We start from the raw sequence: 19228 nt of genomic DNA on the forward strand, positions 1-19228 counted from the left end.
CTGGCCGGATGCGCACCCTCCGAATCTTGATCCAGAAGCGTAACCCAACCGGGTGGATCCGTCGTTAATATGCGGCACCGGTTCGCCCACCGGTGCCTGCGGCGCGGCCGGCGGGCCGCGCCCGTCCGGTTGGCCGTATCGTCGACCGGTGTCTGATCTCGCCCGCCCCTGGTTCGCCACCCGCACCGAGGACGGTACGGCGCTGCCGTACGCCTGCTGGGCCCTGACCGGGCCGGCGCTGGCGATCAGCTCCGCGCCGCTCGGCGGTGGCATCGGCCTGCGCTGGTGGGTGATCAACGCGACGGTGCCGATGTCGTACCGCCGCGACGACCCCGACGCGCACCTGACGGCCCTCGCCGACCAGGCCGACCTGCGCGGGCCGGGGGTCGGGCTGCTGACCGGGGTGGACGTGCGCAGGACGGTGACCTGCGACGAGGCCGGCGTGCGGATCTGGGCGACCGTCGGGCTCGGCACCCCGATCCTGGCCGCGGCCGACCCCGACCCGGGCTCCGACCCGGGCCGGGTCGGCACGATCAACGTGGTGGCCGCGCTGCCGGTGCGGCTGAGCGACGCGGCGCTGGTGAACGCCGTGGCCACCATCACGGAGGCGAAGACCCAGGCCCTGGTCGAACTGGGGCTGCGGGCCACCGGTACCGCCACGGACGCGGTCGTCGTGCTCTGCCCGCCGGACGGTCCGCCGGAACCCTACGGCGGACCGCGTTCCACCTGGGGATCCCGGCTGGCCCGGGTGGCGCACCGCACCGTGCACGACGGTGCCCGGCCAGGCGGGCCGGGACACGCCGGATAAACCAGCCGGACGGTGGTCGTCGGTGGGCGCCACCGGCCGGTAGGGTCACGCCAGTGACCGACGCCCAGCGTTCCTCGCGGGGCCGCAGGCGGCAGGAATCCACCGCCGGCAGCCCCATCGTGTCGATCGTCGTGCTGACCGCCGTTCTGCTCGGTGCCGTCCTGGTCGGCATCGTGGCGCTCGGCGGCATCAACCGGGACGAGCCGGATCCGCAGTGGCGCCCGGCCGCCGGCCCGGCCGCCGCGCCGTCGCCCAGCGACAGTCCGAGCCCCCAGCCGCAGCCGATCAGCATGTCCGCCACCGGCGACATCGTGCTCGGCAACGCCCCGGACCGGTTGCCGCCCGACGACGGGGCCGGCTTCTTCGACTCGGTCACCGAGGCGCTCGCGGCGGATCTGGTGATGGGCAACCTGGAGGAGCCGCTGACGGTCGACACCGGCACCGGCAAGTGCGCGCCCGGCTCGACCCAGTGCCATCAGTTCCGGGCGCCACCGGAGTACGCCGCGCATCTGCGCGACGGCGGGTTCATGCTGCTCAACCAGGCCAACAACCACGGGTACGACTACGGCGAAGCCGGCTACCGCAACACCCAGCAGGCCATCGAGGAACACGGCATGCGGCACACCGGTGCGCTGGACCAGATCACCGTGCTGGACGTGGCCGGGGTCAGCGTCGCAGTGGCCGGGTTCTCGTCCTACTCGCCGCCGAACAACAGCCTGATCGACATCGACGCGGCGGCGGATCTGGTGCGCCGGGCCGACGAGCAGGCCGACCTGGTCGTCGTCCAGGTGCACATGGGGGCCGAGGGGTCGGAGATGACCCGGGTCACCGAAGGCACCGAACTGTTCCTCGGTGAGAACCGTGGCGATCCGATGGCCTTCTCCCGCGCCATGATCGACGCCGGGGCGGACCTGATCGTCGGCCACGGCCCGCACGTGCTGCGCGGCATGGAGTTCTACCAGGGCCGGCTGATCGCCTACAGCCTCGGCAACTTCGCCGGCGGCGGCGGCACGCTCAGCAACAACGGGCGGCTGGGCTGGGGCGGAGTGCTGAAGGTGTCGCTCAATCCGGACGGCAGCTGGGTCGACGGCGAGTTCGTCGCCACGTACATGAACGGCAACGGCCTGCCGACCGTCGACGACGATCGTCGGGGCCTCGACCTGGTCCGCGAGCTGAGCGAGTCGGACTTTCCGCAGACAGGTGCACAATTCGCTGATGACGGGACCATCTCCCCTCCACTGGACTGAGCCGGCGACGTAGGCTGGCCGGCGTGACCACCTCGGCCCCCCGCGCCACGAGAATCCGGGCTGACCATCCGGAGACCGACCTGGGCCGCAAACGTCGGGCCCGGCGGATGGCGAAAGTGCTGGCCCGTACCCACCCGGACGCGCACTGCGAACTCGACCACGACGGGCCGCTGCAACTCGCGGTCGCGACGATCCTGTCCGCGCAGTGCACCGACAAGCGGGTCAACGAGGTCACCCCGCGGCTGTTCGCCCGCTACCCGACGGCAGCCGACTACGCCGGTGCGGACCGGGCCGAGCTGGAGGAGCTGATCCGGCCGACCGGGTTCTTCCGGAACAAGACCGACTCGCTGATCCGGCTCGGCCAGGCCCTGTCCGACCAGTACGGTGGCGCGGTGCCGGGCACCCTGCCGCAGCTGGTGGCGTTGCCCGGGATCGGGCGCAAGACCGCCAACGTGATCCTCGGCAACGCCTTCGACGTGCCCGGCATCACCGTCGACACACACTTTCAGCGGCTGGTCCGACGCTGGCGGTGGACCGAGGAGACCGACCCGGTCAAGATCGAACACGCGGTTGGGGCGCTGATCGAGCGCCGTGACTGGACCATGCTCTCCCACCGGGTGATCTTCCACGGCCGGCGGGTCTGCCACGCCCGCAAACCGGCCTGCGGCGCCTGTACGCTCGCCCCGCTCTGCCCCGCCTACGGCACCGGCCCGACCGCGCCGGCCGACGCCGTCAACCTGCTCAAGGGACCCCGTGCCGGGGAGCTCGCCGAGGCCGCCGGGATCAGTGCCGACCTCGTGCCGGCGGCCGCCGTGGCGGCGGAGGCGCCATGACCGTACTGACCCCTGCCGCGTCGACCGGTGCCAGGCCGGGCTGGCGACGGCTGCTGGCGGCCGCCGTACCGCTGCTGGTGCTGGCCGGTTGCGCCGGTGGCGCCGGCGGCGGGCCGACCACCGACGACGGGGCGGTGCCGTTCGCCGACTGCGCGGGCCTGACCACCGCCCCGCCGGCCGCCACCGCACCGCCAACCGACGGCGTGTCGCCGGGCGCCACGCGGACCGGCACGCCGCTGCCCGCGATCGAGCTGACCTGCTTCGCCGACGGCACCCCGGTCGCGGTCGACGCGATCCGCGGCCCCGCGGTCATCAACTTCTGGGCCTCCTGGTGCGAGCCGTGCCGCGACGAACTGCCGGCCCTGCAGCGCCTCGCTGACCGTACCGACGGTCAGCTGCACCTGGTCGGCGTCAACACCTGGGACGACCGGGACCGGGCCGTCGCAGTCGCCGAGGACCTCGGGCTGAGCTTCCCGAGCCTGGTCGACCGGGACCGGGCGTTGCTGCTCGGCGTGGAGCGGGTCGGCCTGCCGCTGACCCTGTTCGTGGACGACCGGGGCCGCGTCCGGTACGCCTACGAGGGCACCGTCGACGACGCCACCCTCGCCGAACTGGTGCAGCGCGAGCTCGCTCTGCCGGTGACCCGGTGACCGGGCCACCATCGCCGGTCGGTCCGCTGCCGCCCTGGTGGCAGCCGCTGCTGAGCCGGCTTGACGCCGCCCGTACCACCGATTTCAGCCGGCTCGCCACGCCGGAGCGCGGCGGCCGGCCCAGCGCCGTGCTGGTGCTGCTCGGCGAGAGCCGACCGGGCGAACCCGACGTGCTGCTGCTGCAACGGGCCGCCACCATGCGCAACCACGCGGGGGAGTCGGCGTTCCCGGGCGGCGGTGCCGAACCCGGTGACGCCGACGCCCCCGCGACCGCGCTGCGGGAGGCGCAGGAGGAGGTCGGGCTCGATCCCGACAGCGTCACCGTGGTGGCCCAACTGCCCCGGTTGTGGATTCCGGTCAGCGGCTTCGTCGTCACCCCGGTGCTCGCCTGGTGGCACCGCCCGCACCCGGTGCACCCCTGTCAGCCCGCCGAAGTCGCCCACGTCACCCGACTGCCCGTCGCCGAGCTGGTCGACCCCGACAACCGACTGCAGGTACGCCACCCCAGCGGCTGGATCGGCCCGGCCTTCCAGGTGCGCGGCATGCTCGTCTGGGGGTTCACCGCCGGAGTGCTGTCGGCGCTGCTCGACATGGGCGGCTGGGCCGGCCGGTGGCCGACCGACCGGGTGATCGACCTACCGGCCACCCCGCCCACCGGCGCGGGAGGACTCGACACGGTGGGTGAACGGCTCGGCGACGTACCGCCAACTGTGGACGGGTCGGCGCCGCAGCGGTCCTGACGGCGGCCGCCACGGACGGCTACCGGTCCGACCACCTGACGTGCCCCCGTAGTCTTGACGGGTGTCCGCCGTCGATGTCGTACTTCTGCTGCTCATGTTGGTCTTCGCGGTCAGTGGCTACCGCCAGGGATTCGTCATCGGGATCCTGTCGTTCGCGGGGTTTCTCGGCGGCGCGTTGATCGGGTTGCAGCTCGGCCCGCTGCTGGCGCAGCAGTTCGTCGACAACGCGGCCCGGGTGGTGGTCTCGCTGGTCGCGGTCTTCGGCCTGGCCGTACTCGGGCAGGCGTTGGCCGGCTGGGCCGGCTCCCGACTGCGGCACGCGATCACCAGCCCGGCGGGCCGCCGGGCCGACGACATCGGCGGTGCGGCGGTCTCCCTGGTCGCGGTCCTGCTGGTCGCCTGGCTGGTCGCGGTGCCGCTGGGTTCCTCGGCGATGCCCGGACTCGCCGGCGCGGTCCGCAACAGCGCGCTGCTCAACGGCATCGACCGGGTGATGCCCCCGCAGGCGCAGGCCCTCTCCACCGCCCTGCGCGACACCGTCGACACCCGTGGCTTCCCCGACGTCTTCGGCGGCCTCACCCCGACCCGGGTACGGGAGGTGCCCGCCCCGGATCCCGCCCTGGCCGGCTCGGCGGTGGTCGCCAACGCCGAACGCTCGGTGGTGAAGGTGCTCGGATCCGCGCCCCGCTGCTCCCGCCGCATCGAGGGGTCCGGGTTCGTGTACGCCGAGGACCGGGTGATGACCAACGCGCACGTGGTGGCCGGTACGCAGACCGTGGCGGTCGAGGTACTGGGCGAACAGCACAACGGGCGGGTGGTGGTCTACGACCCGGACCTGGACCTGGCCGTCATCTACGTACCGAACCTTCCGGCCCCGGTGCTGCCGTTCGCCGACCGACCGGCCCCGACCGGCGCGGACGCGATCGTGCTGGGCTTCCCCCTGGACGGACCCTACGACGCGCAGTCCGCCCGGGTCCGCGACGTCGGCCCGATCACCGGTCCCAACATCTACAACGAAGGCGACGTCAACCGGGACGTCTACACGATCCGGGCGCTGGTCCGCTCCGGCAACTCGGGCGGACCGCTGGTCGCGGCGAACGGACTCGTGCTCGGGGTGATCTTCGCGGCGGCGGCGGACGACCCGAACACCGGCTTCGCGGTCACCGCCGAGGAGGCGTCGGTGGCGGCGGGGTTGGGAGTACGGAGCACCCGTCAGACCGCCACCGGCGAGTGCGCGTGACCTCTGCGCGAGCGGTCGTGGCGGCCGCGGTCACCAGATGCATCCGGCGGGCCAGCCACGCCCCGATACCGACCGTGACCAGGACCAGCAGGCCGCTGCTCAGGAGTCCCTGACCGCCGTCGTCCGGGTCCGCACCGACCGGACCGATCGACCAGCCGGCGCCCTGATCGTCACCCGGTCCGCTCAGCCGGGCCGTGCCGCCGGCCACCGCCGCGGTGGTGGACTCCAGCCCGGGTGCCGGGCCGAAGCCGACGATGCCCGGTGTCTCGTTGTCGTCGAGCGGGTTGTGCGCCACGATCTCCACGCCCTCGGTCAGCGCGGCGACCGGATCGACCACGCCGAAGCCGTACCGGTCGTCCCGACCCGGGGCACCGAGGTCCCGCGCCGTCTCGATGAGCCGGGTCACCACCGTCGCGGCCGACATCTCGGGCCAGCGCGCCCGGATCAGCGCGGCGGTCGCGGCGACCAGCGGCGCGGCGAAACTGGTGCCCTGGACCCGCCAGTAGCCGTCCGGCCGGGCACCGACCAGCCCGGTCGCCGGTGCCGTCAGCACCGTCTGCGCACCGGTGATCGACCCGGCCCACAAGGCCTCGCCCTCACGTTCGAGGCCGGCCACCGCGATCACACCCGGCTCCCGTGCCGGATACCACACCTCGGTGGTGCCGGTGGCGGAGACGTTGCCGGTGCAGGCGACCACCACGACGTCGCTGGCGAACGCGTAGTCGAGCGCCGCCGCCAGTGCCGGGCTGTCGCCGCTGCCGCCCAGCGACAGGTTGATCACCTGGGCGCCGTTGTCGACCGCCCACCGGACCGCCTTGGCGACGATCATCGCGTCGTCGTAGCGGTTCTCCTCGTCCAGCACCCGCACCGGCAGAATCCGGGCCCCAGGGGCGAGCCCGAGTACCCCGCTGTCGTCGTCGCCGCGCCCCGCGATCAGGCCCGCGACAGTGGTGCCGTGCCCGACCGGGTCGGACCGGCCGTCACCGTCGTCGACGAAGTCCATCCCTGGCAGCACCTGGCCGGCGAGATCCACGTGCTCCGCGTCGACCCCGGAGTCGATCACGGCGACCGTCACGCCGGTGCCGGTGGAATGCTGCCAGGCGGTGGGCGCCGACAGTTCCCGCAACTGCCACTGTTCGTCGCGGATCGCGTCGTACCGCGCCGGCAGCGCGGTCGGTGGCGTGGCCACGGCCGCCGCGGCGACCCCGGCGGCCGGGGCGGTCCGGGAGGTGGTCACCGGAGTGACGACGACCAGCACGACGAGCACCGCTGCGACGACACGGACGGCAGGTGCCGCCGTGACGAGGCGTCGGACGGCAGGTGCCGCCGTGACGACACGGACGGCAGGCACCGGCGCGACGAGGCGTCGGACGACAGGCACCGTCCCGACGAGGCGTCGGACGGCGCGGCGCGGTTGGCGCGGCAACGACGTCACAATCTGGCCTTCTCACCCCAACAGACACTTGCTGCACGGAGGTTACCGTGATTCTCTACCGCCAGATGTGCTCTTGGGGAGACTGATCTGGCCGTCGGGCACCGGCGGCGGCAGATAGGCCAACTGGATCAGCCGGCTCTGCTCCCGACGGGTCACCAGCCACCCCCGGCCGGGCGGCAGCGGTGTGGGGCGCACCGTGCCGACCAGCGGCCCCTCGTCAGGATCGCCGGAGAGGACCAGGCCGGCGCTGGACAGCTCCCGTAGCCGCTGCTGGACCGGCCGGTACAAGGCCCGCGCCGCCCCGCCGCTACGCCGCGCCAGCACCAGGTGCAGCCCGACGTCGCGGGCCTGGGCAAGGTGTTCCACCAGGGGCTGCAGCGGATCCGGGCCGCCGTTGTCGACCAGGTCGTGATCGTCGACCAGGACGAACAGCTCCGGACCCGACCACCAGGACCGGGCGGCCAGTTGTCCGGCGGTCACCTCCGGCCCGGGCAGCCGGTCCCGCAGGTAGCTCGCGGCCGACGCGATCAGGTCCACCGTGTGCGACGGGGTGCTGCCGTACCCGATGAGGTGGGGCGAGGTGACCGCGCCGAGCAGGCTGCGCCGGTAGTCGACGATGATCAACCTGGCCCGTTCCGGGACGAACCGCTTGACAATGGATGCGGCGAGTGCGCGGAGGAAGGCCGACTTGCCCGACTCCGCGTCACCGAAGACCACCAGGTGCGGGTCGGCCGCGAAGTCGATCGCCACCGGTCGCAGGTCAGCCTCGGCCAGGCCGATCGCCAGCCGGAGCCCATCCGTACCGTCACCGGTCGCGGCCGGGGAGAACTCGGCGTACGGCACCAGGTCCGGCAGGAGCCGCACCGGTGGCGCGCCCCGTCCCGGCCAGTGCCGGGCGATCGCGGATACCAGCCCGGCGGTGCCGGTGTCCGCGCCCGGACCCGGACCGGCGCCCGCGCCCGGACCCGCACTCGCACCTGGGTCTGCCACCTCGGCGAGAGCGGTACGGAAGTGGAACCCGTCGGCGGACAACCCACGGCCCGGCTGGGCCGGCACGTTGCCGGCGGAGCGGCGGGACACCATCGATTCGACCGGATCGCCCAGCCGCAACTCCAACCGCGACCCGAACAGGTCCCGCACCGCCGGCCGGAAATCGGTCCACCGGGGGGCCGACGCGACCAGGTGTACGCCGTACGACAGGCCCCGGGTGGCCAGGTCGGTGATCGGCTGCTCGAGGTCGTCGTACTCGCCGCGCAGCGTCGGCCAGCCGTCGACGACCAGGAACACGTCGCCGTACCGGTCGAGGTCGTCCGCCGCGCCACCTCCGTCCGCCGCGCCACCCCCGTCGGCGGCGCGGACCCCGGCGGCGCCGACCCCGATGGCGGCCCGGCGACGGCGGTACGCCGCCATCGAGTCCACCCCGAGCGCGGCGAACCGCCGCTCCCGGACGGCGAGCAGGTCGGCGACCTCGGCAACGGTGCGACGGACCGTGGCCGCGTCGGTGCGACCGGCCACCGCTCCGACGTGCGGCAGCTCGCGCAGCCCGGCCAGGGTCCCGCCGCCGAAATCGAGGCAGTACACCTGAACCTCGTCCGGGGTGTGGGTGAGCGCCAGCGCGCAGACCACCGTACGGAGCAGGTGCGACTTGCCGGCCTGCGGCGCGCCCACCACGGCGAGGTGCCCGGCGGCGGCGTCCAACGACAGCCACAACGGGGCGCGCTGCTGCGCGGCTGGCTTGTCGACCAGCGCGACCGGCACCCGCAGCCGGCCCGCGACGGCGGGGTCCGCCACCTGCAGACCCCGACCGGGTACCGGACGGACCGGCCCGAGCAGGTCGTCCAGGCATGGGGAGGTGTCCAACGGCGGCAGCCACACCTGGTGGGCGGTGGGGCCGTACCGGGCGAGCCGGTCGACGGTGACGTCCAACAGGCTCGGGCCGGTCACCGGCGCCGCGACGACCGGCTCCGGCGCGACCGCCGGCACCACCGCCGTCCGGTAGTCGTACAGCCGGGGCGCGCGGCGGCGTCCGCCCGCCGCTCGCGGCATCGGCCGCCGGTACGGTCCGGACACGTACGCCGCCCGGAACCGCACCGGCGGTTCGGTGCCGTAGGCCAGGAAACCGTGTCCCGGATCCCGGGGCAGGTGGTAGGCGTCCGGGACGCCGAGGATCGCCCGGGACTCCAGCGCGGAGAAGGTGCGCAGCCCGATCCGGTACGACAGGTGCGTGTCCAGCCCGCGCAGCCGGCCCTCGTCCACCCGCTGCGAGGCCAGGAGCAGATGGATCCCGAGTGACCGACCGAGGCGTCCGATCTGACCGAAGACCTCGATGAAGTCCGGCTTGGCGGTGAGCAGCTCGGTGAACTCGTCACAGACGATCAGCAGCGCCGGCAGCGGCGGCAACGCCGGGACGTCCTGCCGGGCCCGCAGGTACTCCTGGCGGCTGGCCAGGTTGCCGGCCCGGCGCAGCAGGTCCTGCCGGCGTACCACCTCACCGGTCAACGAGTCCGCCATCCGGTCGACCAGCGGCAACTCCCGGGCGAGGTTGGTGATGACGGCGGCGGTGTGCGGCAACCGGTCCAGGGCCGCGAAGGTGGCACCACCCTTGAAGTCGACGAGGACGAGGTTCAGCTCCTCCGGCGGGTGGCTCAACGCCAACCCGAGCACGAGGGTCCGCAGCAGCTCGGACTTACCGGAGCCGGTGGCGCCGACGACCATCCCGTGCGGGCCCATGCCCTGCGCCGCCGATTCCTTCAGGTCGAGTTCGACCGGCCGGCCGTCGGCGTCGACACCGATCGGTACCCGGAGCTGCCGGCCGGCGTCCGGGCCGCGCACCGGTCCGTCCGCCGTCCACCACCGTGCGGCGGGCGCGACGTCGAGTCCGAGCAGCCGGATCAGGTCGGCGTCGGCGGCCGACCCGGGCGTCGTACGATCGCCGGACACCAGCCGCAGCGGCGTCAACTGCCGGGCGAGCGCCTCCGCCTCGACGGTGCTGAGCTGGTCCGCCGTCGCCGCAGCCGGCAGTCCCGTCCGGCCGCCGTCGGTAGCGGTGGGCCCGGCGCGGTGGTCGGCGAGCCGGCCGTCCGGACCGATCGCCAGTTCCAGCGTGGCCGGGTCGAGCGCCGCCGGCGCCGTGGGGTCCACCTCGATCACGGTGAGCCGGGCCGTGCCGCCGCTGTCGCGACGCAGGGCCGGCAGGTCGCCGGTGACGCCGTCGAGGACCACCACCAGGTGCGCGCCGGTGCCGGTGGCCGGTCCGGCCTTGGTCGGCGGTGGCGCCACCAGCTGCGCCAACTCGGCGACGTCGGTGGCGACGAGCCGCAGCGCACCGGCGGCGTCGTGCCGCTGCGGATGCCAGACGTGCGGCAGCCACTTCGTCCATTCCCAGGCGGGTCGACGCTGCGGTGCGGCGCAGACGGCGATCCGTAGCTCGTCCGGCGGGTGGAAGACGGCGAGCTGGGCCAGCATGGCCCGCACCATCGCCGCCGGCCGCGTACCGCCGTCCGGTGCCGGGCTTCCGCCGTCCGGTGCCGGGCCTCCGCCGTCCGGTGCCGGGCCTCCGCCGTCCGGTGCCGGGTCTCCGGCGTGCACGTGTGGTGCCGACCGGTTCCCGGTCGTGGTGACGACGATCCGGGACCACGCGGGCAGCGCGACCGTCGTCGGCAGGTCCGGCACCTCGGCGTAGGTGTCGACGAACCGTCGTACGGCGGCGGCGGTGAGCGGCTCGACGTCCTCGGGTGCCTGGGCGGTCGGGGCGACGAGCGCGGTGGCGAGGCGTTGCGGGCCCGCCCCGATCCGGATCACGCCGAAGTCGTCGTCGCCTGCCCGGCGCTCCCACACCCGGCTGCTGGCCGCCGTCGACCACAGCATGTGCGGGTCCGGATGGCGGTAGCACAGCGCTGCCCGTTGCCGTACCGCCGTCTGTCGCACCTGTCGGCGTAGCCCGGCCAGGTAGCGCAGGTACCGCCGGCGGGCGACGTCCATCTCGGACGTGGTGGCCGTACCGCCGCCGGCCTGCCACGAGGTGGCCAGCATCGCCAGCGCGGAGACCGCGAACACCGCGCCCATCAGGTACGGGTAGGCACCGCGGCCCTGGTTGAGGGCCATCGCCGCCGCGACCGAGCCGCCGAGCGCCGGCAGCAGCATGAACGCCTGCTGCCATCGGCCGGCGGCCCCGGTGGGTTCGGCCGGCAACGACGGCGGCGCGGCGATGCGGATCTCGCCACCCGCGACGTCGGGCGGCGGCTGGCGGGCCGGTCGGTCGAGGACGGTACCGGACATCGACTCAGCTAACACGGCACGCTACGTCGTCCGCAACGGACACACCGTGGTGTTCCCCAGTGTATCGAAAGTGGATACAGTGCTTCGGTCCGTCCGGCCAGTGCAGCTGTGCGTAACGGAGGTGCCGTGAGCGTACGTCTGGCGAAGATCACCGTATGCGGGCCGCGCCGCCGGCTGGACCTGGCGCTGCCGGCCCACGTACCGGTCGCCGAATGGCTGCCGGAGGTGCTGCGTCGCGCCGGCGACGGGCTGGCCGACGAGGGCGAGCGGCACGGCGGTTGGATGCTGTGCCGCACGGACGGTACGCCGGTGAGCGCCACTCGGCCACTGCCGCAGCAGGGGGTACGCGACGGCGAGGTGCTGCACCTGGTGCCCGGCGACACCTTCTGGCCGGAGCCGGAACACGACGACCTGGCGGACCTGGTCGCTGCGACCTCCCGCAGCCGGCGCACGCCGTGGTCCGGGCAGACCACCCGGCGGTACGCCTGCGCGGCGGCGGCCGTCTGGCTCGCCGGCGGCTGGCTGCTGCTGGTCCGCCTCGGTGGTCCCGACCTGGCGGAGCTGGCGGTGGTGGTCACCGTGGCGGCGGCGGTCGCCGGAGTGCTCGCCGACCGGGTGTGGCGGGATCCGGTGGCGGGCCTGACGCTGGGCGCGAGCGCTCTGCCGTACGCCTTCGCCGCCGGCCTGCTGCTCGCCGGGGGCGACGGGCCGGTCGGCACGGACCCGCACGGCTGGCCGAGCGCCGGGGCGGTACTCGCCGCTCACCTGGCGATGCTGGTGGCCGCGCCGCTGATCGCACTCGGGGTGACCACCGGCCGCTCGATCTTCACCGCCGCGACCACCGTCGGTCTGCTCGGCAGCCTGACAGCGGCGGTGGCGCTCGCCGGCGCGGGGGCGGCCGGCGCGGCCGCCGTGGCGCTGGCCCTGGTCGGCTGCGGAACCGGTCTGCTGCCCCGGCTCGCGGTCCGGATCGGGCGGCTGCCGGTGACCAACTTGGCGACGGGCCTGAGCGGGGTGACCACACCCGACGCGACCACGGTGGGAACGTCCGCACCGGAGCCGGACGCGGTGGCACACGGCGTGGTCCGCGCCGAACAGGTACTTACCGGCATGCTGGTCGGGTTCGCCGTTCTGGCCGTCGTCGCCAGCACGGTCCTGGTGTGGCGCGGCGGCGTGGCCGGCCTGGTGCTGCTCGGGGCGGCGGCGGTCGCGTTGCCGTTGCGCTGCCGGATGTTCGTCGTCGCCCGTCAGCGGGTGCCGTTGCAGGCGGCGGGGCTCACGGCGGCGGTGCTGCTGGTGCTCGTCGGGCTCCCGGCGTACCTGCCGCTGCCGGCGACCGGGTTCGTCGTGCTCGCGGCCGCACTCGCGCTGACCAGCGCGGCGGCCGGCAGCCGGTACGCCACCCGTGTCCCGTCGCCGTATCTCGGTCGGGCCGCGGACGTGCTGGACACGCTGGCGGTGGTGTCGCTGATCCCGGTCGCCGGTGCGGTGCTGGGCCTGTACCGGTGGGCCACCGGCCTGCTCGGCTGAGCATGGCCGGCAGCCCACGCAGGGCTGATCTGGTAGCCGGTCAGTGGGCTGCCTCGCCGCGTTCCAGAGCGGCCTCACGCCGCCGGAACGATGCCTGGATCTCGGCTTCGGCCTCGACCCGCCCGACCCAGGTCGCACCTTCGACCGACTTGCCCGGCTCGAGGTCCTTGTAGACCACGAAGAAGTGCTGGATCTCCAGCCGGTCGAACTCGCCGAGGTGGTGGATGTCGCGCAGGTGCTCCTGGCGCGGGTCCTCGTACGGCACGCAGAGGACCTTGTCGTCGGCGCCTTTTTCGTCTTTCATCCGGAACATGCCGATCGCCCGGCATCGGATGAGGCATCCTGGGAAGGTGGGTTCCGGTACGAGTACCAGTGCGTCCAGTGGGTCGTCGTCCTGCCCAAGGGTTCCCTCGATGAAACCGTAGTCCGCCGGGTACTGCGTCGAGGTGAACAATGTACGGTCCAGCCGGATCCGGCCGGTCGCATGATCGACCTCATATTTGTTCCGGTGACCCTTGGGGATCTCAACCGTCACGTCGAAATCCATCATCACGCTCCCTCGTCGCCCGCGCTGGCTACGGAAATAGAGCGGTACGCCGCTCGGGCGTTGCCCCGCCCGACCGTTGGCTCCCGCTCGCTTTGTGAACACAAGTAGTGTCGCCTAGTCGGTTCGTCGTATGGGAGGTGGGGCCGGTGGGGAGGGAAGATTCACACTCGGGTAAGACCGCCGGTGAGTCCGCCCCGGCGGGCCGGGAGCCCGACGTCGCGTCACAGGGTGATGTGATCGATGCGGAGAGTGGCAATCCGGTCGGTAGTGATCAATCCGAGGGGGAGGGTCCGGCCGACACGGCGGCCTCGCCTGCCGTTGCCACCGCCGACGAAGCGACCCCAGCCGCGCCCGTGCCCGTGCCGAAACCCGAGCCCGTGCCCGTGCCGAAACCTGCTGGCGAGCCCGAGCCCGAGCCCGAGCCCGAGCCGGCGGAGGCGGCGACAGCGGCAGCGACACCTGAGCCCGTCCCGGCATCGACACCGACCCGGCCGGAGTCGACAGCCACGCCGCAGCCGGCTGCTGAGCCCGGTCCGGTCGCCCCTGAACCGGTCGCTGAGACCGAACCGGCTTCCGGGCCTGAACTGGCTTCCGGGCCTGGGCCGGCTTCCGGGCCTGGGCCGGCTTCCGGGCCTGGGCCGGCTTCCGGGCCTGGGCCGGCTTCCGGGCCTGGGCCGGCTTCCGGGCCTGGGCCGGCTTCCGGGCCTGAGTCGGTCGCCGCGCCAGCCCCGCAGCCGGCACCACCGGCGGCAGGGCCGACGGGGACGACAGAGGCGGAGCCGGCGCGGCGGCCGGCGACCGGTCGGGCCGCCGTACCGTCGACCCCGCCCCGGCCGCATCGTGGCCAGGCTGTCGTACCGGTGCGAGCCACCGCGTCGCCCCGGCAGCCGTCGACAGCTCCGCCACCTGCGCCGACGCCCCCTCCGGCAGCAGCTACGACGCCAGCTCCGGCGCCGACGCCCCCGCCGCCGGCACCTGCGGCTGCCTCTGTGCCGGCACCTGCGCCACCGACCCGGGCGGCATCGACCGAGCCCGAGCGTGCTGCGGCAGTGCCGGAGCCGTCTGCGGCTGAGCCCGAGCGTGCTGCGGCTGAGCCCGAGCAGCCCGCCGCCGTGCCCGGACCGACCGGCGCCGGGCACGGCCGCCGGCGGGCCGTGCTGCTGGCCGCCGCGATCGTCGGTGCCTTCCTGCTGGTGAGCGGTACGTCGGTCGCTGTGCTGCGACCGGGGCCGGTGGCCGGCTGGTTCGGTGCCCAACCCGATCCCACCCCCAGCCCGTCAGGTGATCCGACGCCCGGCCCGGTGCTCGCCGCCCTGGCGGCGGACGCCCCGATGCCGGACCAGGAGACGCTGGCCAGGGAGCTCACCGCCGCGCTCGCCGCGTCCGGACTCGGCGGCCGGGTGCACGTCTCCGTCCAGGACATGACGACCGGGTCGGTGCTGTTCGGCCAGCAGCCGGCCATGATGACCATGCCGGCGTCGACCACGAAACTGGTCACCGCGGCGACCGTGCTGGCTGCGGTCGGCCCGACCCACCGGATCGCCACCCGGGTGGTTGCAGGCTCGGCTCCCGGCGAGGTCGTGCTGGTCGGCGGCGGCGACCCGACCCTGGCCATCGACGGGGACGGGTTCTACCCGGCAGCGGCGCGACTCGACGAGTTGGCGGCCGACACCCGTACGGCACTCGGGGCGACCCCGGTCGCCAAGGTCGTCATCGACGCGTCGCTGTTCTCCGGTCCGGCGTTCGGGCCCGGCTGGGACGACGACATCCCCACCGGCGGGTACGCCGCGGCGATCACCGCGTTGATGGTCGACGGCGGCAGGACCGACCCGAAGGCGGGCAAGGGGTGGGCACCCCGCTCGTCGGCACCGGATCTGGCTGCCGGTCGGGCCTTCGCCCGGGCCCTGGGCCTGCCGGCGGAGGCGGTGACCAGCGCACCTGCGGGCTACGCCGAGCAGCTCGCCGGATCGACCGGACAGCCGACGGGCAGCACCGGGGCGGTCGCGGGTGCCCCGGCCACCTCGGCACCGGGGACCGGCACCGACGCGCCCACGCGGACCGCTGGCACCGGCGACCCGGCGGTGCGTCCTGGCACCGAACTCGCCCGGGTCGAGTCCCCGCCGATGATCAGCCTGGTGGAGACCATGCTGGCCGACAGCGACAACGTGGTGGCGGAGGCGCTGGCCCGACAGGTCGCCATCGCCCGGGGCGAACCCGCGTCGTACGCGGGCGCGGCGGCCGCGATGGACGGCGTACTGGCTGAACTCGGCCTGCCGGCCGAGCAGAGCGAGCTGTTCGACGGCAGCGGCCTGTCGCGGACCAACCGCATGTCGCCCCGCCTGTTGACCGAGTTGACGGTGCTGGCGGGCAGCGGCAGCCGTCCCGAGCTGGCCGGGATCTTCGCGGGGCTGCCGGTCGCCGCGTGGTCCGGCACCCTGCAGGGCCGGTACCGGGCGACGGCCGCGCCGCAGCGGGCCGGCGCGGGTGTGGTACGGGCCAAGACCGGCTCGTTGTCCGGGGTGAACTCCCTGGCCGGGACGGTGACGACCGCCGATGGGCGGTTGCTGGCGTTCGCGGTGCTGGCCGACGCGGTGCCGCTCTACATCGACCAGGCCCAGGAGGCGCTGGACCGGATCGCGGCGACCCTGGCGGGCTGCGGTTGCCGCTGACCAGGGCATGATCAACAGGGTCGACGAGCGGTACGCGGGTACGGTGGGTGGCATGGCGCAGTTCGTGGACTGGGATCTGGCCGCCGCTACCGCCGGCGCGCTGAGCAAGTCGGGCCCGAAGGCTACCTTGGACGAGGCGACCCAGGTCGTCGACGACCTTCGGCGACTCACCGACGAAGCGGCCGGGCACGTCGTCGCGTACACCGGGTTGCAGGCCCAGGTCGCCCACCCGCCGGTGCGGGTGGTCGACCGGCGGGACTGGGCGGCGGCGAACATCGCCGGGCTGCGTGACGTGATCACCCCGCTGGTGTCCCGGGCCGCCGGGGACCGCCAGCCCGGTGCGCTGACCGACGCCATCGGCTCGCGGGTGACCGGCGTCCAGGCCGGTACGGTGCTCAGCTACCTGTCCGGACGGGTGCTCGGCCAGTACGAGGTCTTCTCCGGTGACCCCGGCCAGTTGCTGCTGGTCGCGCCGAACATCGTCGAGGTCGAGCGGAAACTGCAGGCCGACCCCCGGGACTTCCGGCTCTGGGTCTGCCTGCACGAGGTGACGCACCGGACCCAGTTCACGGCGGTGCCGTGGATGCGGGGGCATTTCCTCGGGCAGGTGCAGGCCTTCGTCGACGCCTCACAGGCCGGCGGCGACAACATCGTCGAGCGGATCCGGCGGGGCGTCGGCACACTGTCCGACGCCATCCGCGACCCACAGAGCCGGGCCAGCGTGCTCGACATCGTCCAGACCCCGGCCCAGCGGGCCGTCCTGGACCGGCTGACCGCGTTGATGACCCTGCTGGAGGGGCACGCCGAGTTCGTCATGGACGGCGTCGGGCCGGAGGTGATCCCGACGGTGGAGCAGATCCGGGCCGGCTTCAACCGGCGCCGCGAGGCGGGCAACCCGTTGGAGAAGGCGATCCGCCGGCTGCTCGGCGTGGAGGTCAAGATGCGCCAGTACGCCGAGGGCCGCAAGTTCGTTCACGGCGTCGTCGAACGGGTCGGCATGGCGGGGTTCAACAAGATCTTCGACTCGCCGTTGACCCTGCCCCGGCTGGAGGAGCTCGGCGACCCCGACGCGTGGGTGGCCCGGGTGCACGGCCCGGTATCCGGTTCGCCGCCCACGGTCGCCTGAGCCGCCGGTGGCCGGGCCCGCTCCTGAGGTCGCCGCGCTGCGGGTCGCGGTCCGCAGGGTCCTGCGCGGATACGCCGGACGGACCGTGCTGGTGGCCTGTTCCGGCGGTCCGGACTCGCTGGCGTTGGCGGCCACCGTCGCGTTCGTGGCTCCCCGCTGTGCCGTCACCGCCGGTCTGGTGACGGTCGACCACGCCCTGCAGCCGGGTTCCGCCGCGCGGGCCGGGCAGGTGGCCCGGTGGGCGGCCGGCGTCGGGTTCGACCCGGTCGTGGTGGCACCGGTGTCGGTGGGGCGCGACGGTGGTCCGGAGGCGGCGGCCCGTTCCGCCCGGTACGCCGCCCTCCACGAGGCGGCCACCCGGCACGGTGCCGTCGCCGTGCTGCTCGGGCACACCCGCGACGATCAGGCCGAGACAGTGCTGCTGGCGTTGGCCCGAGGGGCCGGGCCGGCCGGACTGTCCGGGATGCCGCCGGCCCGCGAGGTGGCCGGTGTCACGCTGCTGCGACCGTTGCTGACGGTGACCCGGGCGCAGACGACGGCGGCCTGTGCCGCGCTGGGGCTGGACCCGTGGGCCGACCCGCACAACACCGACCCGGCGTACGCCCGGGTCCGGGTCCGGGTCGATCTGCTGCCGGCGCTGGTCGACACGTTGGGTCCCGGGGTGGTGGCGAACCTGGCCCGGACCGCCACGCTGCTGGCGGCCGACAACGCCGTACTCGACGGGTTGGCCGACGCCGCGTTGCGCCGGGCCCGGACGGTGGCCGGGCTGGCGGTGGCGGTGCTTGCCGAGCAGCCCGACGCGGTACGGACCCGGGTGCTGCACCGGTGGGCCCGCCAGCTCGGCGCGGCGGGCGGGGCGTTGTCCCACCGGCACGTCGACGCCCTCGACGCGCTGGTGACCAGCTGGCGGGGGCAGCGGGCGGTGTACCTGCCCGGGGGGATCCGGGTCCACCGTCGGGCCGGCGTACTGGCCGCCGTGAGCGCGACCGCCGACGAGCCGGCCGCGGACGCTCAGCCGGTGGTCGACGCTCAGCCGGTGGCCGACAGGCCGTCGGTGATCGACGACGAGCCGGTGGCCGACGCGCCGACAGCGGCGTGGCCCCGGGACGCGGTCCGGTCGCGGAACGTGGTGCGGTAGGCCTGCGGGGTGGCGCCGACCCGGCGGGTGAAGTGGTGGCGCAGGGTGGCCGCGTCGCCGAAGCCACAGCGTCTGGCGACCGCCTCGACGCCGAGGCCGGTCTCCTCCAGCAGTTGGCGGGCCCGGAGCACCCGCTGGCCGGTCAACCAGTCGTGCGGGGTGGTGCCGGTCTCGGCACGGAACCGCCGGGCGAAGGTGCGCGGGGCCATGTGTGCCCGTGCCGCGAGGTCGTCGACGCTCGCCGGAACGTCCAGGTGGGCCTGCATCCAGGCGAGCACCGGCTCCAGGGTGGTCGCGGTCGGGCTGGTCGCGATCGGGGTCTCGATGTACTGGGCCTGGCCGCCGTCGCGGTGTGGTGGGACCACCATCCGGCGGGCGAGCTTGGTGGCCAGCGCGGAGCCGTGCTCCTGACGGATCAGATGCAGGCAGGCGTCGATCCCGGCGGCGGTGCCGGCGCTGGTCAGCACGTTGCCGTCGGGCACGTACAGAGAGTCGCACTGCACCCGGGCGGTCGGGTGACGGCGGGCGAGTTCGTCGGCGTACTTCCAATGGGTCGTGCAGGCGCGGCCGTCGAGCAGGCCGGCGGCGCCGAGCACGAAGGCGCCGGAGCACACACTGAGCAGGATGGCACCGCGCTGGTCGGCGGCGCGCAGTGCGTCGAGCACCGGCGGCGGCACCGTGCGCTGGCGGGCGGCGGCCGGGACGGCCACCAGGTCGGCGTCGGTGACCGGCCCGAGGTCGGCGGTGGGGGTGATCGAGAACCCTGACGAGCTGCGGACCGGTGCCCCGTCGACGGTGCAGACGTCGAAGCGGTACGTCGGGAAACCGTCCGCGCTGCGGTCGAGGCCGAAGACCTCGCAGATCACTCCGAGCTCGAAGGCGGCGACGTCGTCGAGGGCGATCACCGCGACGGTACGGATCATGCGACCGAGGTTAGCGTGCTGTTGGCAGTAAATCGATGGACAGTGGCATTTCTGCCGCTGTCGG

General features: G+C 74.1%; 12 protein-coding genes and 2 pseudogenes. 10 read left to right on the plus strand and 4 right to left on the minus strand.

Features of this window, described 5'->3' with window-relative positions; translation table 11 throughout:
* The first annotated feature begins 202 nt into the window (after nucleotides 1-202).
* The 6 genes from O7623_RS23200 (at nucleotide 203) to O7623_RS23225 (ending at nucleotide 5518) form a co-directional block, all read left to right on the plus strand.
* Nucleotides 203-808 (plus strand): adenosylcobinamide amidohydrolase, encoded by a 606-nt coding sequence (locus O7623_RS23200; RefSeq protein WP_282229517.1) that lies wholly within the window; start codon nucleotides 203-205, stop codon nucleotides 806-808.
* A 116-nt stretch (nucleotides 809-924) separates the two neighbouring features.
* Nucleotides 925-2055, plus strand: coding sequence for a CapA family protein (locus tag O7623_RS23205; protein WP_282229518.1), 1131 nt, complete (start codon nucleotides 925-927; stop codon nucleotides 2053-2055).
* A gap of 23 nt (nucleotides 2056-2078) precedes the next feature.
* On the plus strand, nucleotides 2079-2888 hold the full coding sequence (nth, locus tag O7623_RS23210; RefSeq protein WP_282225115.1) for an endonuclease III: 810 nt from the start codon (nucleotides 2079-2081) through the stop codon (nucleotides 2886-2888).
* Nucleotides 2885-3538: a TlpA disulfide reductase family protein gene (locus tag O7623_RS23215; protein WP_282225116.1), complete on the plus strand. Its 654-nt coding sequence runs from the start codon at nucleotides 2885-2887 to the stop codon at nucleotides 3536-3538. The genes nth and O7623_RS23215 overlap by 4 nt, the downstream gene beginning before the upstream one ends.
* Complete coding sequence (locus O7623_RS23220) at nucleotides 3535-4278, plus strand: CoA pyrophosphatase (RefSeq protein WP_282225117.1); 744 nt, start codon at nucleotides 3535-3537, stop codon at nucleotides 4276-4278. Before O7623_RS23215 ends, O7623_RS23220 begins: the two co-directional genes overlap by 4 nt.
* A gap of 61 nt (nucleotides 4279-4339) precedes the next feature.
* Nucleotides 4340-5518 (plus strand): MarP family serine protease, encoded by a 1179-nt coding sequence (locus tag O7623_RS23225; protein ID WP_282225118.1) that lies wholly within the window; start codon nucleotides 4340-4342, stop codon nucleotides 5516-5518.
* Here O7623_RS23225 and mycP read toward each other — a convergent pair.
* On the minus strand, nucleotides 5439-6869 hold the full coding sequence (gene mycP / locus O7623_RS23230; RefSeq protein WP_282225119.1) for a type VII secretion-associated serine protease mycosin: 1431 nt from the start codon (nucleotides 6867-6869) through the stop codon (nucleotides 5439-5441). The two genes, O7623_RS23225 and mycP, sit on opposite strands and share 80 nt — an antisense overlap.
* Nucleotides 6870-6995: 126 nt before the next feature.
* Nucleotides 6996-11231 carry a type VII secretion protein EccCa gene (gene eccCa / locus O7623_RS23235; RefSeq protein ID WP_282225120.1) on the minus strand — a complete coding sequence of 1412 codons (4236 nt, stop codon included), beginning with the start codon at nucleotides 11229-11231 and terminating at the stop codon, nucleotides 6996-6998.
* Between the two features lie 126 nt (nucleotides 11232-11357).
* Between eccCa and eccD the strand changes: the two genes are divergently transcribed.
* Complete coding sequence (gene eccD, locus O7623_RS23240; protein ID WP_282225121.1) at nucleotides 11358-12761, plus strand: type VII secretion integral membrane protein EccD; 1404 nt, start codon at nucleotides 11358-11360, stop codon at nucleotides 12759-12761.
* A 40-nt stretch (nucleotides 12762-12801) separates the two neighbouring features.
* Here the strand turns inward: eccD and O7623_RS23245 are convergent, their stop codons facing one another.
* On the minus strand, nucleotides 12802-13308 hold the full coding sequence (locus tag O7623_RS23245; RefSeq protein ID WP_282225122.1) for an inorganic diphosphatase: 507 nt from the start codon (nucleotides 13306-13308) through the stop codon (nucleotides 12802-12804).
* 1154 nt (nucleotides 13309-14462) lie between these two features.
* Between O7623_RS23245 and dacB the strand changes: the two genes are divergently transcribed.
* The 3 genes and pseudogenes from dacB to tilS form a co-directional block, all read left to right on the plus strand.
* Nucleotides 14463-15977, plus strand: a complete 1515-nt coding sequence (dacB, locus tag O7623_RS23250; protein ID WP_282229519.1) for a D-alanyl-D-alanine carboxypeptidase/D-alanyl-D-alanine-endopeptidase — start codon at nucleotides 14463-14465, stop codon at nucleotides 15975-15977.
* 52 nt (nucleotides 15978-16029) lie between these two features.
* Nucleotides 16030-17103 carry a zinc-dependent metalloprotease gene (locus tag O7623_RS23255; RefSeq protein ID WP_282225123.1) on the plus strand — a complete coding sequence of 358 codons (1074 nt, stop codon included), beginning with the start codon at nucleotides 16030-16032 and terminating at the stop codon, nucleotides 17101-17103.
* Between the two features lie 7 nt (nucleotides 17104-17110).
* Nucleotides 17111-18073, plus strand: a pseudogene (gene tilS, locus O7623_RS23260) (tRNA lysidine(34) synthetase TilS); the annotation flags it as partial.
* Between the two features lie 131 nt (nucleotides 18074-18204).
* On the opposite strand, the pseudogene O7623_RS23265 reads toward tilS, so the two are convergent.
* Nucleotides 18205-19164: pseudogene (locus O7623_RS23265) on the minus strand (helix-turn-helix domain-containing protein); the annotation flags it as partial.
* Between the last annotated feature and the right edge of the window lie 64 nt (nucleotides 19165-19228).

Origin of the sequence: Solwaraspora sp. WMMD791, assembly GCF_029581195.1 — a bacterium.
GTDB lineage: Bacteria > Actinomycetota > Actinomycetes > Mycobacteriales > Micromonosporaceae > Micromonospora_E.

Bases quoted from the DNA above. Each gene is read 5' to 3' on its own strand.
- O7623_RS23215 (WP_282225116.1), top strand. From the start codon at position 2,885: ATGACCGTACTGACCCCTGCCGCGTCGACCGGTGCCAGGCCGGGCTGG.
- O7623_RS23245 (WP_282225122.1), bottom strand. From the start codon at position 13,308: ATGGATTTCGACGTGACGGTTGAGATCCCCAAGGGTCACCGGAACAAA.
- O7623_RS23255 (WP_282225123.1), top strand. From the start codon at position 16,030: ATGGCGCAGTTCGTGGACTGGGATCTGGCCGCCGCTACCGCCGGCGCG.
- eccCa (WP_282225120.1), bottom strand. From the start codon at position 11,231: ATGTCCGGTACCGTCCTCGACCGACCGGCCCGCCAGCCGCCGCCCGAC.